Here is a 15,252-nt window from a genome sequence, read left to right on the forward strand (position 1 = left end):
TTTATAAATTGGTCGCCGGAACCCCGGACAACAGGGGCAGGCGTTGAGGACAGAATTATGAGTGCAGTATCCAAATCAGCTATGCGTCGCTGCGCGACCGGAGTGGCCGCTCTGGCCTTTCTGGCCGGGTGTGAGGGGCCACTGGATTATGACCTGCGCGGGCAGATCGGCGGGTTTTCGACCACTGATGCAGTGCAGTCGGCAACAACGTCCCGCCCGTCCCCCGATAGCCGGGGAGTGATAACCTATCCGAACTACCAGGTTGTCGTGGCCCGACGGGGCGACACGGTGCGCGATGTGGCCGCGCGCGTTGGCCTGCCCGAGGGTGAGCTGTCGCGTTTCAATGGCCTTCAGACAACCGACACCCTGCGAGAGGGCGAAGTTCTGGCCCTGCCACGTTCAGTGGGCGCGGGCAGTGGCGTGGACATCGCGTCGGTTGCCGGGGCGGCAATTGATCAGGCCCCTGAAACAGGGGGCGTCCGGACAACAACGCTGGAACCTGCCAAACCAGCCCCGGCGCCGGTCGCAAGCGGGCCGGAACCTGTCCGCCATAAGGTCAAGCGCGGCGAAACGGCGTACACGATCTCGCGCCTCTATCAGGTGCCGGTCGAATCGCTGGCGGAATGGAACGGTCTTGGGTCCGACTTCACCGTACGTGAAGGTCAGTTTCTGTTGATCCCGGTCAAAAACCAGCCCGCCCCACGTCAAAGCGCCGCTGCGGCGGCGCCTGTTGCGGCCACCGAGGTAACGGAACCGGGGCAGGGATCGCCGACGCCAACGCCTCCAAGTGCCACGCAACCCTTGCCCGATGAAAGGGTTGAACCGCTCGCCGAAGCCCCTGATGTGACTGCCGAAGCCCCTACAAACACGCGGTCTACCGCCTTGTCCCTGCCGGTCAGCGGCACCATCATCCGTGGATATAAAAAGGGCAAGAACGAAGGTATCGACATCGCCGCGGCCCCTGGCACAGCAGTCACCGCGGCTGAGGCCGGAACCGTTGCGGCGATTACGGCGGACGCGGATCAGGTGCCGATCATCGTGGTTAAACACAATAACGATCTGCTGACGGTCTATGCCAACGTTGATGATATCACCGTCAAGAAAGGTGATCGGATACGCCGTGGGCAAAAGCTGGCGCAGTTGCGGGGCGGAGACGATGCCTATGTGCATTTCGAAGTGCGCAAAGGTTTTGAATCCGTTGATCCGGATCCCTACCTGAAGTGAGGATACATGGCCCGTTTTGGGCTGTGCACTCTGTCCGGGACAATCCTGAACACGGCTGCCTGTCAGGCGTGGGGGTCGTAGTCGCTCAGGCGTTTTCCAGGTTCGTCTGCGAAGATCTCTGGCAGCGGCGAGACGGATTCGATCAGGTCGATACGGAAGACGCGGAAACCGTTTCGCAATTCGCACCAAGAAGTCAGGGTCCAGACGCGGCCCCAGTATTCCATGTGTAAAGGACGGATGGTGCGCTCGGTCAAAACACCGTCAATGCGGCGGTAGGACAGTTGAAGCTTCTGGCGCGATTTGATGGCCGCGCGGATCGGTGCCATATGCGCAAGCCCACGGGCTGCATCGGCGAAAGGATAGACCGCGAATTTCCAGGTATCGGCCTCGGCCACAACCTGTGTGGGCAGAACGGCATCGATCTTGTCGGCCAGAGAGTTCGCAGCGGCTTTCAGCTCTGGATCCGCGGCCTCGGCAACGATGGCCATACCGAGGTTCAGTGCCTCAAGCTCGGCCGGGGTCAGATTCAGCGGCGGCAGGGTGATCTGCTCGCGCACCATGTAACCCACGCCGCGCTCACCTTCGACCGGGACGCCCGAAGCGACCAGAGTATCCATGTCGCGATAGATGGTGCGGACCGACACTTCCAGCCGGTCCGCGATGTCCTGCGCGCGGTGCAGTTTGCCATCGCGCAGGATCTGGATGATATCGAACAGGCGGTCAGTTCGGCGCATGACACGCCGTCCGGACCACCTTTAAACGGTCATGTTCCATAGCACATTTTCATGGCGCATCTTTTCGCTGCCGGGTTTGATGGCGGCCATCAGGGCGGACGCAAACTCCTGCTGGGGAAACTTGGCCGCGGCATCCTGCGCAGCATTCATGTTCTGCCAGACCACACAATCCGTCCACCCCCCGTCATCGCCCTTGCTAAGGTTGCGATGAACAAAGCCGGGAGCGGCGCGAACAAACGCTTCGGTGGCCTGGCTGAGCTTTATGAACTCTTCGGTCGTTGTGCCTTCGGCCAGGGTGAAAGTGACAAATTCTGCAACTTGGGTCATGTGAGTCTCCGTTGACCAGGTTTCGATACCATCGTTCTAGCCACTTCCAACTGACATAAACCTGTCAGTTGGAAAATGCGAGCCCATAGTTTTTTGCAGATCGCTTCAATTTTCGTGCTCAATTTTCGCCTAATCCCTTTTGAGGCAGGGCATACGGGCGTAAACACGGTCCCAGTTCATATTCCCGGCGCACATGCGTCGATGAAAAAGGAGAAGAGACATGCTCAACAATATTGGCCTTCCCGGTCTTCTGCTGATCGCCGTTGTGGTTCTGGTTCTGTTTGGCCGTGGCAAGATCAGCTCGCTGATGGGCGAAGTCGGCAAAGGCATCACTGCGTTCAAGAAGGGCGTCAAAGACGGTTCGGAAGAACTGGAACAGGACGCGTCGGAACTGGCCAAGGATGTCACACCCGAGACCGAGAAAGACAAGGTGTAACCACAGATGTTTGATCTGGGCTGGACCGAGCTTCTGGTCATCGGCATTGTCGCCCTGATCGTTGTCGGGCCGAAGGACCTGCCGGTGTTGTTTCGCAATGTGGGGCGTTTTGTCGGCAAGGCCCGTGGCATGGCGCGCGAATTCAGCAGCGCCATGAACGAGGCTGCCGATCAGGCCGGAGTGAACGAGATCAAGAAAGGTCTCAACGCTGCCGCGAACCCTGTGGGCTCGGCCATGGACGGCGTAAAGCAAGCCGCGCAGGATATGGCGAAAAGCATCGATCCCACTAAGTTCGATCCTGACAGCGAAACCGGTAAACTGGCAGCAGAGCGGGCCGAGCAGGCCAAGAAAATTCAGGCCTCAACTGCCCGCGCCGCCGCCGAGCGCAAAGCCAAGGAAGCTGCCGAGGCACTGGCCAAGGCCGAAGAAGCCGAAGCGGCGCTGAAGACTGAAGGCGAAACATGACCAAGACCGACGAGATCGAAGATACCTCGGCCCCATTGATCGAGCATCTGGCCGAGCTGCGTACGCGGTTGATCCACTGCGTCGTGGCCTTTCTGGTCGGGATGATCATCTGCTTTACAGTGGCCACGCCGCTCTTCAACTTTCTGACCAATCCCCTATGTGAGGTTCTGAACGAGCGTGGACAGGATTGCGGCCTGATTTTCATATCGCCGCAGGAAGGGTTCTTTGTCGCGATCAAGGTCTCGCTGCTCGGCGGGTTCATTCTGGCCTTTCCCTATATCGGGATGCAGATGTGGCGCTTTGTGGCTCCGGGCCTCTACAAGTCGGAAAAGAACGCGTTTCTGCCTTTCATGCTGGCCTCGCCCTTCATGTTCCTTCTGGGCGCAAGCTTTGCTTTCTACGTTGTGACGCCGTTGGCCTATGACTTCTTCCTTGGGTTCCAGCAGTTCGGGGCTGAAGGTGAAGCCGTGGCCGATGGAGTAACTACAGCGCCGCTAAGCGTGGTGTTTCAGGGCTCGGCGCAGGAATACCTGAACCTGACGATCAAGTTCATCGTGGCCTTTGGGCTGTGCTTCCAATTGCCGGTTCTTCTAACCCTAATGGGCAAGGCAGGACTGGTGAGCGCCGAGGGTCTGGGTGCAATGCGGAAATACGCGGTTGTTGGCATTCTGGTGCTGGCGGCGATCGTGACACCCCCTGACGTGATCACCCAGATCATTCTCTTTGTTGTGGTCTACGGCCTCTACGAGATATCGATCTTCCTGGTGGCTAGGGTCGAAAGGAAACGGGAAGAGCAATTGCGCGCTGAAGGTTACTACGATGATGAAGAAGCCGAAGCAGACGAAGACCTGATGCGGGAATTCGAAGACGACAAGTAATCTGCTGACACAGCAACTGAGGCGCGCCCCGACGGGCGCGCCTTTTTCGTTCGCTGGCCTTGTTGCGCCAATCAGAACATGCTTTGAACCGATCCAGACCTGACCGGAGGAGCCGATGGACGACCAAGCCCTGAACCGTATTGCTGCCGCGTTGGAGCGCATGGCGCCGGCGCCTTTGGCCACACCGGATTTCAACGCAGCCCCGGCCTTTGTCTGGCATGTGGAACCGGAACGGCTGGAACCGGTTGAACAGGTCAATCGCGTCGATCTGGATCTGTTGGTCGGCATCAATCGGTCGCGTGACACGTTGCTTGATAATACGCGCCGGTTCGCGGCTGGTTACAAGGCAAACAATGCGTTGCTATGGGGGGCGCGGGGGATGGGCAAATCCAGCCTCGTGAAAGCCGTTCACGGCGCGCTGAGCGCGGACCACCCCGAACTGAAACTAGTGGAACTTCAGCGCGAAGACATGGGTTCGGTCGCCCGCCTGCTGAACCACCTGCGCACGGCACCTTATCGGTTCACCCTGTTTTGCGACGACCTCTCGTTCAGTCACGATGACCAGCATTACAAATCGCTCAAGGCCGTTCTGGATGGCGGCATAGAAGGTCGCCCGGAAAACGTAGTATTCTACGCGACCTCGAACCGCCGCCACCTGATGCCGAGGGACATGATTGAAAACGAACGTTCCAGCGCCATCAACCCGTCAGAGGCGGTCGAGGAAAAGGTATCATTGTCCGACCGCTTCGGATTGTGGCTGGGATTCCATCCCTGCGATCAGGACGAATATCTTGCCATGATCGACCGCTATTGCGCGGCCTATGGCGTTTCGGTCGATGCCGAAACCCTGCGCGCCGAGGCAATTGAATGGCAGGCCACTCGCGGATCGCGTTCGGGTCGTGTCGCGTGGCAGTTCTTCGTCGATCTCGCCGGGCGCAACGGCGTTCATATCGCCTGATCCCATCTTCATCTGGCTAAAAATATCCCCGCCGAAGGCATGGCTCGTCAGGGCCATTTCCTAAAGCAGCGCCAGAATCCGGGCGGCCTCATCAGCCGTGCTCGTCAACGCATCGCGGTCTTCACCCGGATGGAATCGTGCACGCACGGCGGTCGGCATCGGCGCTGGTTCCACAATCGAAACCGTCGGACCAGTGCGTTTGGTTTCGGCCTCCCAACTGCGGGCCAGAGCCATTTGCGCGGCTTTGGTGGCACCGTAGATGCCATAGAACTTCTCACCGGCTTTCGGGTCATTGAAAAACACCGCGTGGCCGTTTTCACCCAGCAGGGGCGTGACGTACGGAATCAGAACCGAAGTTGCGTTTGCGTTCGTGTTGACTGCCTTGGTCCATTCCTTGGGGTCGACGAAATGTACCGGTGTCAGCGCCGAGGTGTGAATGGCCGTGTGCAGCCACAGATCCACCTTGCCCCAACGGTCATGGATTCCGCGGCACAGGGTTGCCATCGCGTTCGGATCGGTGATGTCCATCGGTGCCAGCGTGGCCGAGCCACCCTTGGCTTTGATGCGATCGTCAAGTTCTTCCAGCCCGCCGGTGGTCCGGGCGACGGCGACGATGTGGTATTCGGGTGCCAGTGCTTCGGCCAGGGCAGCGCCCAGCCCGCGAGAGGCCCCGGTTATCAGGGCAATTTTGGTCTTGTCGGTCATGCCTGCGGTTTGAACCCCCGGGCGCGGGGCGTCAAGATGCGATCAGCCTCCGGGAATGGCGATACGCTTGGTCTGGCCGCTTTGTCGCAGCATGATGCCATGCTCATCAATCGCGATCACTGTACCGGAAGCAACGCGGCTTCCGGGTTTGACCTCTTTTACACGGCCCGATGACAGGCGCATCAGGGCGCGCATGTCTGCTTTCGGCCCGAATACTCCCAGAACCGAGACGGAATTCTTCTTCAGCGCACCTCGCTGCGTGGCCGCGCTTTTGACTGTGGCGTTTGACATGATCCGTGGTCCGGGACATGGCCCGGAACCCCTTGTTGAGTGAGTGGTCGCCGCCGGATAACAAAACGCTCAGGTGAACAAAAGCGCTGCGCGGACAGGTGTCATCACGATTTGGTGCCCTTGAAAAAAGCCCTTGTGATTGCGCGGAATTCGCCGATTGGTTGTGGCAAATTTCCACTCATCCACGACACAAGACCGCAATCAGGCTGCCCGGCAGCCTTCGTCGGGCCAGAATGACCCACCGTTTTGATTCGCCGTTCAGAATGGGAAACCGATTGCATCAGTTCCGTATCGTCCGCTCAGCCCGAGGCCAGTTTTGCCGCATTCCAGGACCCGCCCGGGACCTGCATGTCAGCGCGTTTCTGGCTGACACGGCTGCTGTTTTCCAGATTGTCCAGATAACCTTCGCTGACGCTGCCTGTGATGTAGTTGCCATCAAAGCAGGAACAGTCGAAGGCTTCGATCTCGGGATTGCCTTCCTTGGCGGCCCAGATCAGGTCATCCAGATGCTGATAGAACAGTGCGTCCGCGCCCAGTTCTTCGCGGATCTCTTCGATCTCTTTGCCGTTTGCAATCAGCTCGGTCTTGGTTGGCATGTCTATGCCGTAGACATTGGGGTACTTCACCGGCGGCGAGGCGCTGGCGACATAGACTTTCTTGGCCCCGGCGTCGCGGCACATTTGCACAATCTTCTTGATGGTGTTGCCACGCACGATGGAATCGTCGATCAGCAAGACACTGTGGCCGTCGAATTCCAACGGGACGGCATTCAGTTTGCGGCGGACGGATTTCTGCCGCTCGGCCTGACCGGGCATGATGAAAGTGCGCCCCACATAGCGGTTTTTGACCAGGCCTTCGCGGTAAGGGATACCGGTGATCTTCGCGGCTTCCAGAGCCACAGGGCGGGCACTGTCAGGCACCGGGATGATCCGGTCGATTTCCAGGCCCGAGTCCTGAATCTGTTTGGCCAGCGTCTGACCCATGCGCATCTGAGTTTTGTAAACCGAAACACCGTCCAGCAAAGAGTCCGGGCGGGCCAGGTAGACATACTCGAATATGCAGGGCGTCAGCTTGCCTTCGACCGCCTGAAACTCGTGCATGTTGCCGTCCAGATCGATCAGAATTGCCTCACCCGGGCGAAGATCACGAAGTTTTTCAAAGCCGTTGATGCCAAAGGCCACGTCTTCCGAGGCAAAGGCATAATCATCGCCGTCTCCGTCCACTTCGCGTTTGGCGACTGACAGCGGGCGAATGCCAAACGGATCGCGGAAAGCCAGCATGCCGACACCGGCGACCAGACAGATCACGGAATAGGCGCCCTGAACGCGTTCCATCGTCATCTTCACACCGGCAAAGAGGTTGCGGATGGGCTCGCGATTGCCATTCACCTTGATCGCGTCGGCCACTTTGTCGGCCAGCACGTTCAGCAGGATTTCAGAGTCTGACGTGGTGCGCAGGTGGCGGCTATATTTGCCAGTGACCTTCTCGCGCTGTTCAGCAGTGTTGGTGATGTTGCCGTTGTGAACCAGATAGATTCCGTAGGGGGCGTTTACAAAAAAGGGCTGCGCCTCGGCCGCGCTGAGAGATCCCGCCGTCGGATAGCGCACATGCCCCATGCCTACATGGCCCAAAAGGGTTTCCGCATCCTGGGCATTGAACACGTCCTTGACCAGGCCGTTCGCCTTCTTTTCGCGGAAGAACTCGCCGTTGTAGGTCACGATCCCTGAGGCATCCTGACCCCGGTGCTGCAGCATCAGCAACCCGTCATAGATTTCGGCAAACACATCATGTGTCCGACTTGCGATTCCCAAAATCCCACACATTTACGGGCTCCAACTTCTATGACGATATGATCTGAGGTTTGACCGCTGGTCGGCGCTGGATCCTCTGTAAGGTGCGTGCGGGCAATTTGGTAGCAGGCGAAAACGACGCCAATTGGGCGACCATTGTTACGACCAGCGCGCATTCGTACAGAAAGAACAAGATCGGTGGCTCCGATTCCGTGGCGGGTTGGCCTCCACATAATGCCTAATGGCGTGGCTGTCATCAAAGGATCACACTCACCTATTGCCGCAGGTCGGGATTTCAGGGATCGCGGCAGGGTCAGGAAGAAGATGACATGTGCAATCATATGTGCTGTCATGCCATTTAATATGTGCAAGTCAGGATGGGTGCAGCACGCAAAGGGCCGGAATGTGGCAACATAAACCTCAACAGAAAAAGCAGGAGCGGATCAAGCAACGGTGCCACAGGTGCCGGGGAATGGGTCGGGCGCCCTGTCAGATCTGTAACGGCGCGGGCGAAGTTGTCAAAAGCCGGGATATTCTTGGCAAACCGATCTCCAGCCGGTGTGACGGGTGTTTCGGGCTGAAAACGATCCGCTGCACGGTCTGTGGCGGGGAAGGGTATATTTGAATCGAGAAAGCCCGGACAGTGCCGGGCTTTCATCATTCAATGCAACCTGAGATTACCCGTCAGCGGGTGCGGTGGTTGCGGGTTGTTCGTTTCCTGCGGTGCAGCTGGCGACCAACTCTTCATATTGTGCAGTCACCCACCCCAGAGCCGCTTCGGGGTTTTGTTCTTCAATCTGGCTGCTGAACTGCTCGAACACTTTGGCCGAGCGGCTTTCGTCCACGATTGTATAGGACTGGCCTGTCATGACCGTGTCATAGACAAAGAAGGCGATTGCAACCAGCAGAATGCCGCGCGCGATGCCGAAGAACAGCCCCAGCGCCTGATCCAGCCCGCCCAAAGCCGAGCGCTGGACCAGCGATGAAAACAGCGGTGTAAAGATGCTGACCACAATCAGCGCCACGGCGAAGACTGCTGCAAAACCGGTGATCACCGACAGTTCACAGCTGTCGCGCAGGAAATCTCCGACCACCGGTATTTCCTTGACCAGCGGCACGGCCTGTGGGGCAAAGATGAATGCCAGAACAGCCGCTGCGACCCAGCCTGCAATGGCCAGAACCTCGCGCATGAAACCGCGTGAGTAGGCCAGCAAGCCCGACAGCACGATGATCAGCGCGACCACCCCGTCAATTATTGTAAAACCTTCCATGGCCCTCGCCTGTTCTTTTTCAGCCCCTCGGGGCGCGACTTTAACCTGCTCCGAAGGTTTCGCCAACAAACCCCACCAAATCAGAGGGTCGGGTGAGTGTCAGACCTGCCACAGTGCCGGTTTTGCCACCTGCCGGAGCAATTGCCGCTGTGAAACCAAGTTTTTGCGCTTCTTTCAACCTGTTTTCGGTCTGTGGGGCAGGTCTAAGTGCCCCAGACAGCGAGATTTCTCCGAAAACGACCGTATCCGTGGGAAGGGCCGTGTCTTCGCGTGCGCTCAGTAACGCAGCGGCAACGGCCAGATCGGCAGCGGGTTCGCTGATTTTTAATCCACCTGCGACGTTCAGATAGACATCAAGGCCCGCGAAGGGGATGCCGCAGCGCGCTTCGAGCACTGCGAGGATCATTGCCAGCCTTCCGCTGTCCCATCCAACGACGGTTCGGCGCGCTTGCGAATGAGGTGAGGGTGCGACGAGCGCCTGCAATTCGACCAACACGGGGCGGGTACCTTCAATTCCGGCGAAAACAGCAGAGCCGGGGCTTGGTTTGCCACGTTCGGACAGGAACAGGGCCGATGGGTTGGTGACTTGTGCCAACCCCTTGCCGGTCATTTCGAATACACCGATTTCGGCCGCCGGGCCAAAGCGGTTCTTGACTGCGCGCAGTATGCGGAACTGGTGGCCGCGCTCGCCTTCGAAATAAAGCACCGTGTCGACCATATGCTCGACCACGCGAGGGCCGGCGATCTGGCCATCCTTGGTGACGTGGCCAACCATGATGATCGAAACACCGTGCCGTTTCGCGAACGTGGTCAATTCATGGGCCGCAGCCCGGACTTGTGACACCGAGCCGGGTGCGCTGTCGACATTGTCTGCCCACATGGTCTGAATCGAGTCGATTATGGCCAGTCCGGGCTTTTCCGCTTCAAGCGTTGTGAGGATGTCGCGCAGATTGGTTTCGGCGGCGAGTTGAACGGGGGCGTCCTCAAGCCCCAGACGGCGGGCCCGCATGCGAACTTGCGCGCTGGCTTCTTCGCCCGAGACATAGATGGTTTTCACGCCTGCACGCGCGAATCGCGCCGCGGCTTGCAGCAGCAGGGTGGACTTCCCAATGCCGGGGTCTCCGCCCACCAAAAGGGCCGAAGCCGGAACCAGCCCGCCGCCCAGAACGCGGTCCAGCTCCTCAACCCCGCAGAGTGTACGGGGCGGCGGCGTTTCCTCGGTCGACAGGTCCGTTAGTGCAATGGACTGGCCGCGTTTTCCACCGAGTGATTTTTTGGCCGGGCCAGCCGATAGGGGCGCGTCCTGAACTATGGTGTTCCATTCGCCACACCCATCGCAGCGCCCGGACCATCGTGTATGCGTCGCGCCGCAGGCCGAGCAGGAGAAGGATGTCGTCTTTACCATGACGCTCTTCGTGCCCGAGGTTGGACGGTTCTTCAAGCCCTTGTAGGCTTTCCTCACCGCCGATGGCGCGCTGCGGCCTCAGGCCCCGATGGGCCATCGTCCGCAGCGGGCGCAGTCGCGCCTATTCCGCCGGTCGAAGGGGCGACATTGCAATCACGCTGGCCGCCTTGGAAGAACTCTCATTGCGTGGAGCCTGTAGTTGGGTGGACAGTTCGGGGAGAAGCTCGAACAGCTCATCCCGCAGGCGCGTAAGTTGCGACTTGGCGATTGTCTCTTCCATTTCCACATCCCGCGTCCACTGGCGCAATTCGTTCTGGATGATCTGCGCTTCTTCCAGACGCCGCTGAAACAGCTCGATCTCTTCCTGCCGCTGTTGCAGGAACATCCGCGCGCGTTCGACCCGGACATCGCCATAGGTCTGGGCCAGTTCCTGACTGATCTGGCTCATCTGAGCGGCCAGCTCCAGAATCTCTGGCTCAAGCGATTGCAGGTCAGGGTGCTGGCGCAGAAAACCCATGCGTTCTTTGACTGCGTCAAACTCGGAGGACATCATGAACAGCCCGCCCCGGTCAGCGGTATGGGCCATGTGATACGCTTCTGCGATGTCATGCATGTTGAGCGCGAATTTGCGGTGGTTGTTTTCCAGCGCCATCATTCGGGCATTGGCTGGCAGGTAAAACGTCAGCATGAGAATCAGCGCTGTCAGGACAATCTGGATGAACATGCCGGCATCCTTTGCCGGTGCCTCGCCAAATCCGGCCTGCATCGAGAGCCACGGCAATACACCCAAAGCGGACAAAAGCGTGGCTGAAACGGCAAGTAAAGCAGCCATACAGATAAGGAAAAAGGTCAATCTTAAAAAGGCATTCTGAAACTGTAATGTAATACTGTGGAGGGCGGCCATGATCGTCGAACTCCTTCTCAAACCGGTACACACCGGGTCAAAGCGGAAGGCAATCTAACGACTTAGTGCGATCCGCTGCGGACCCGAAAACTACAAAACACTGCTGCTCGAAATACAAAGATGATACTCAGATTTGTGTTTTCAATCAATTAGGTCTGAGCTTTTCGTGAAGTGGATGTCATCTCTGTAATATGGCCCAAAGCGATCGAAGCCAGAATGCAGGCGGTGAACAGGTAAAGACCCCATGCAGTTTCGATGGTCGCGTAAGAGATGCCCTTGGCCAAAGTGATGTAGAGCGCGATGAGGAAGATGTCGGCCATGGCCAGCTTGCCGAGAATGTTGAGCGCGGGCTGAACGCGTGGGTCCAGCAGGTTCCATTGGATCAGGGCGGTGCCGATGGTTTTAATATAGGGCGCAAAGAGGGCGAAGATCGTAACGATCAGCGCGAGGAAGACGTCGGACTTCCACAGGGACTGGAGCCCAGTGATGACGCTGATCTCGCTGAGGCCGAAGATCGGCAGGAACCCTGCGCGCATCAGTGGAGCGAACCACGCGATGGGGTAGAGGATCAGCAGCGAGAGGGTGGCGAGGCGGAGGGTCATGGCGGCCAGTTCTGTTTCGTTTGACCGCCTAACAGTACGTCGTTGGATCGTCTGTGCAAGGATGCTTGTTTAGAAGGTTATTCTACCCGCCTCATACGGGCCATCAAATTGGTTTTCAGGACGAACTGATGGAACAGGGCGGCCAAAATATGCAGAAGAACCAGAACAAGCATCAGCGTTTTCATGACTTCATGCACTTCAGCGGATGCTTCTATCCCTCCGAACCATGCAAGGGCGCCAGAGACCGGTAAAAGCAACATCAAGGCATACAGCGAGAAATGGGTTGCATGAGCAGCGAGTTTCATCGCGGCGGTTTCCTGTTCCGGAAGTGATGGTGCGCCGCGGGTCAGGCGCAATGCGATCCGCCAAATCGCAAGTGCAAGGATAAGCAGGCCTCCGAATACATGGAGAGCAACTGGTGCTTGAAAAGAGACGGGTAATCCGCGTTCGATTTGATCCCATGCCTCAGAAATCGGCTCGTGAAAGAGGAACTGAACCGCGATCAGAAAGAAAATAGCCCAATGGAGGGCGATTTGGGTGCGCGAATAAGAAGTGGGCATGGGGAAGCTCCAAAAAAATACAAGAGTTACACTGGTGTAACGTATGACTTCGGGAGTTCCGTCGATGAGTTTTGAGTTTTTTTGTCGAGCGCAGGAGGTTTCACCGCACCGCCTCAATCGGCCCCTCGGCACTGCCGCTGATGAATTGCTCCACATACGGATCACCCGAGGCGTCCATCTGGCTGACCGGCCCGGTCCACTGGATCACGCCTCCGTGCAGCATGGCCACGTTGTCGGCAATCGCACGGACGGAACTCATGTCGTGGGTGATGGTCATCGCGGTGGCGCCCATCTCGGTCACGATTTCGCGGATCAGGTCGTTGATGACGCCGGACATGATCGGGTCCAACCCCGTGGTGGGCTCATCAAAAAAGATGATCTCGGGCTCGGCGGCGATGGCGCGGGCGAGGCCCACGCGTTTTTGCATGCCGCCTGACAGTTCCGCCGGAAAGCGGTCGGCCACGTCGGATTTCAGCCCGACGCGGCGGAGTTTTTCGATGGCGATTTCGCGGGCTTCTTCGGTGGGACGTTTCAGCGAGCCGCGCAGCAGGCGGAAGGCGACGTTCTGCCAGACGGTCAGCGAGTCAAACAGAGCCGCGCCCTGAAATAGCATCCCGAACCGGGCCAGAAATGCATCGCGATCACCCTTGCTGGCGTCTTTGCCGTCGACATAGATCATGCCACTGTCGGGCTTGATCAGGCCCAGAATGCACTTCAGGGCGACCGATTTGCCGGTGCCTGACCCGCCGATGATGACCATCGAGGTGCCCTTGGGGATTTCAAGGGTCATGCCTTGCAGCACGTGGTTGTCGCCAAAGGCTTTATGTACGTTCTCCATCCGGATCATAGCGAGAAGAAAACCCCCGTAAGAACGAAGTTTGCAGCCAGAATCAGCACGGCGGCGGCTTCGACCGAGCCCTTGGTGGCGCGGCCCACGCCCTGTGCGCCACGGCCGGAATTCATGCCGTAGTAACAGCCCATGATGGCTGCGATCAGGCCAAAGGCCGCGCCTTTGACCAGCGACGAGACGATGTCGCGGGTTTCCAGGAAATCCACGGTGTTTTTCAGATAGGTCGCCGGGTTGAAGCCCAGGTTTTGCGTGGCCACGGTGTAGCCGCCGGCAATTCCGATGATGTCACCCACTGCTACCAAAGCAGGCACTGTAATCAGCGCGGCCAGAACCCGCGGGACGGTGAGGTATTTCATCGGATGCGTGGACAGTGTGACCAGCGCGTCGATCTGTTCGGTCACTTTCATCGTGGCGATCTCGGCCGCGATCGAGGATGTCACGCGGGCTGCGATCATCAGCCCGACCAGAACCGGGCCAAGCTCTCGCACCATGCCGATGGCGACGATCTGGGGCACCACGGCTTCGGCGTTGAAGCGCGCACCGCCGGCGTAGATCTGCAACGCCAGCGCACCGCCGGTGAAAATCGCCGTCAGGCCGACGACGGGCAGGGACAGCCAGCCGATGTTCAGCAGGGCCATACCAAATTCGCGCGGATAGAAAGGGGGGCGCAGGATATGCGAGATCGCATCAAGCGCGAACAGAGCCACCCGGCCAAAGGCCGCAAGCAGGCTTAGAACTGTGCGGCCCAGACCTCCGAGCGCGGTGATCGGGTTCATTCCACATAGCCCCGCGAATAGCGATTGCCCATTGATGTGAGGATTTCATAGCCAATTGTACCGGCAGCTTCAGCCAGATCATCGACGGTTTGATGGCCATTCAGGATACGCAGGCGTTCCGGGTCGTTGGGCAGGTCGGTGACATCCACCGTGATCAGGTCCATCGAGATGCGGCCGACAACCGGGCAGGGCTGGTTGCCGGCGAAGGTGTCGATCCCGCCGCCGATGGCGCGATGCAGGCCGTCTGCATACCCCGCCGCGACTGTGGCGATACGAGACGGTCGACGCGCCACCCAGCTGTTGCCGTAACCAACAGATTCGCCCACGGCCACCTTGCGCACCTGAATGACAGGCAGATCGACCGTGACAACGGGTTTGGCATCCGCAAAGGGCAGGCCGCCGTACAGACCAATGCCCGGGCGGCAGAAATCGAAATGGAACTCTGACCCCAAAAGCATGCCGCCGGTCGCAGCCAGAGAACGCGGCGCGGTGACACCTTCGGTCATCTCTCGGAAGGTTCTAAGCTGCTGCTGGTTCATCGGATGGTCCGGCTCGTCCGCGCAGGCCAGATGGGACATGATGACAACAGGTGACAGCGCCTCAGCATTTGGGCGCAATTCGGCCCAGTCGGCGGGCTCCAGACCCAGCCGGTTCATGCCACTGTCCAGTTGAATGCCGAACGGATGGTTGGGCAGGGCTTGTTGGTGGAGTTGGAACTGCTCTGGCGAATTGATCAACGGCGTCAGATCGTTGGCGAGCAGCAATTGGGTGTCGCCTTCCATATGCCCTGAAAAGACACAGATCATCGGGCCGGGGCCAACCGCTTGGCGGACAACAGCGCCTTCTTCTGCGGCAGCCACAAAAAACTTGCGAACGCCTTCTTCGGCCAGCGTGTCGCTGACAGGCCCGGCACCCAGCCCGTAGGCATCGGCCTTGACCACGGCACCGGTTTCGACCCCGGTTTTCGCGTCGAGCGCCCGCCAATTGCTGGCGAGCGCCTGAAGATTGATCGTCAAACGTGCAGTACTCATGGCACTGTTCATGACATTGCGCCGTCCAAGGTCAAGAGGGAATGG

19 protein-coding genes are annotated in these 15,252 nt (G+C 58.8%); 6 read left to right on the forward strand and 13 right to left on the reverse strand.

Features of this window, described 5'->3' with window-relative positions; all coding sequences use genetic code 11:
• Positions 1-57: 57 nt before the first annotated feature.
• On the forward strand, positions 58-1,224 hold the full coding sequence (locus D1823_RS04220; protein ID WP_117868753.1) for a LysM peptidoglycan-binding domain-containing protein: 1,167 nt from the start codon (positions 58-60) through the stop codon (positions 1,222-1,224).
• 62 nt (positions 1,225-1,286) lie between these two features.
• Here D1823_RS04220 and D1823_RS04225 read toward each other — a convergent pair whose 3' ends face one another.
• Both D1823_RS04225 and D1823_RS04230 read right to left on the reverse strand, forming a co-directional pair.
• Positions 1,287-1,958 (reverse strand): YafY family protein, encoded by a 672-nt coding sequence (locus D1823_RS04225; RefSeq protein ID WP_117868754.1) that lies wholly within the window; start codon positions 1,956-1,958, stop codon positions 1,287-1,289.
• A gap of 21 nt (positions 1,959-1,979) precedes the next feature.
• Positions 1,980-2,285: a hypothetical protein gene (locus D1823_RS04230; RefSeq protein ID WP_117868755.1), complete on the reverse strand. Its 306-nt coding sequence runs from the start codon at positions 2,283-2,285 to the stop codon at positions 1,980-1,982.
• Positions 2,286-2,505: 220 nt separating this feature from the next.
• Here D1823_RS04230 and D1823_RS04235 point away from each other — a divergent pair, with 220 nt between their 5' ends.
• The 4 genes from D1823_RS04235 (at position 2,506) to D1823_RS04250 (ending at position 5,022) form a co-directional block, all read left to right on the forward strand.
• Entirely contained in the window at positions 2,506-2,721 is a 216-nt protein-coding gene (locus D1823_RS04235; protein WP_117868756.1) for a twin-arginine translocase TatA/TatE family subunit, read from the forward strand.
• Positions 2,722-2,727: 6 nt separating this feature from the next.
• Positions 2,728-3,186 (forward strand): Sec-independent protein translocase protein TatB, encoded by a 459-nt coding sequence (gene tatB / locus D1823_RS04240; protein WP_117868757.1) that lies wholly within the window; start codon positions 2,728-2,730, stop codon positions 3,184-3,186.
• Positions 3,183-4,064, forward strand: coding sequence for a twin-arginine translocase subunit TatC (gene tatC, locus D1823_RS04245; protein WP_117868758.1), 882 nt, complete (start codon positions 3,183-3,185; stop codon positions 4,062-4,064). The genes tatB and tatC overlap by 4 nt, the downstream gene beginning before the upstream one ends.
• 115 nt (positions 4,065-4,179) lie before the next feature.
• Entirely contained in the window at positions 4,180-5,022 is an 843-nt protein-coding gene (locus tag D1823_RS04250; protein WP_117868759.1) for an ATP-binding protein, read from the forward strand.
• 60 nt (positions 5,023-5,082) lie between these two features.
• On the opposite strand, the gene D1823_RS04255 is transcribed toward D1823_RS04250, so the two are convergent.
• The 6 genes from D1823_RS04255 to D1823_RS04285 all read right to left on the reverse strand — a co-directional run bounded on the left by D1823_RS04255 (position 5,083) and on the right by D1823_RS04285 (position 11,208).
• Complete coding sequence (locus D1823_RS04255; RefSeq protein WP_117868760.1) at positions 5,083-5,727, reverse strand: SDR family oxidoreductase; 645 nt, start codon at positions 5,725-5,727, stop codon at positions 5,083-5,085.
• A 42-nt stretch (positions 5,728-5,769) separates the two neighbouring features.
• A complete protein-coding gene (locus D1823_RS04260) occupies positions 5,770-6,018 on the reverse strand; it encodes a hypothetical protein (protein ID WP_117868761.1) in 249 nt (82 codons plus the stop codon).
• A 299-nt stretch (positions 6,019-6,317) separates the two neighbouring features.
• A complete protein-coding gene (purF, locus tag D1823_RS04265) occupies positions 6,318-7,841 on the reverse strand; it encodes an amidophosphoribosyltransferase (protein ID WP_117868762.1) in 1,524 nt (507 codons plus the stop codon).
• 644 nt (positions 7,842-8,485) lie between these two features.
• Positions 8,486-9,079, reverse strand: a complete 594-nt coding sequence (locus D1823_RS04275) for a CvpA family protein (RefSeq protein WP_117868764.1) — start codon at positions 9,077-9,079, stop codon at positions 8,486-8,488.
• Between the two features lie 40 nt (positions 9,080-9,119).
• Positions 9,120-10,484: a DNA repair protein RadA gene (gene radA / locus D1823_RS04280; RefSeq protein ID WP_117868765.1), complete on the reverse strand. Its 1,365-nt coding sequence runs from the start codon at positions 10,482-10,484 to the stop codon at positions 9,120-9,122.
• 121 nt (positions 10,485-10,605) lie between these two features.
• A complete protein-coding gene (locus tag D1823_RS04285; protein WP_254683794.1) occupies positions 10,606-11,208 on the reverse strand; it encodes a DNA repair protein in 603 nt (200 codons plus the stop codon).
• Here D1823_RS04285 and D1823_RS22080 point away from each other — a divergent pair.
• Positions 11,201-11,356: a hypothetical protein gene (locus D1823_RS22080; RefSeq protein WP_254683795.1), complete on the forward strand. Its 156-nt coding sequence runs from the start codon at positions 11,201-11,203 to the stop codon at positions 11,354-11,356. The genes D1823_RS04285 and D1823_RS22080 overlap by 8 nt on opposite strands.
• Before the next feature lie 181 nt (positions 11,357-11,537).
• Here D1823_RS22080 and D1823_RS04290 read toward each other — a convergent pair whose 3' ends face one another.
• The 5 genes from D1823_RS04290 to alr all read right to left on the reverse strand — a co-directional run bounded on the left by D1823_RS04290 (position 11,538) and on the right by alr (position 15,207).
• Entirely contained in the window at positions 11,538-11,990 is a 453-nt protein-coding gene (locus D1823_RS04290; RefSeq protein WP_117868767.1) for a paraquat-inducible protein A, read from the reverse strand.
• A gap of 77 nt (positions 11,991-12,067) precedes the next feature.
• Entirely contained in the window at positions 12,068-12,667 is a 600-nt protein-coding gene (locus D1823_RS04295; RefSeq protein WP_162896762.1) for a cytochrome b, read from the reverse strand.
• Complete coding sequence (locus D1823_RS04300; RefSeq protein WP_117868769.1) at positions 12,651-13,397, reverse strand: ABC transporter ATP-binding protein; 747 nt, start codon at positions 13,395-13,397, stop codon at positions 12,651-12,653. The genes D1823_RS04295 and D1823_RS04300 overlap by 17 nt, the downstream gene beginning before the upstream one ends.
• Positions 13,394-14,176, reverse strand: a complete 783-nt coding sequence (locus tag D1823_RS04305) for an ABC transporter permease (protein ID WP_117868770.1) — start codon at positions 14,174-14,176, stop codon at positions 13,394-13,396. Before D1823_RS04305 ends, D1823_RS04300 begins: the two co-directional genes overlap by 4 nt.
• On the reverse strand, positions 14,173-15,207 hold the full coding sequence (alr, locus tag D1823_RS04310) for an alanine racemase (protein ID WP_117868771.1): 1,035 nt from the start codon (positions 15,205-15,207) through the stop codon (positions 14,173-14,175). The genes D1823_RS04305 and alr overlap by 4 nt, the downstream gene beginning before the upstream one ends.
• Between the last annotated feature and the right edge of the window lie 45 nt (positions 15,208-15,252).

Origin of the sequence: Ruegeria sp. AD91A (genome assembly GCF_003443535.1) — a bacterium.
Lineage (GTDB): Bacteria > Pseudomonadota > Alphaproteobacteria > Rhodobacterales > Rhodobacteraceae > Ruegeria.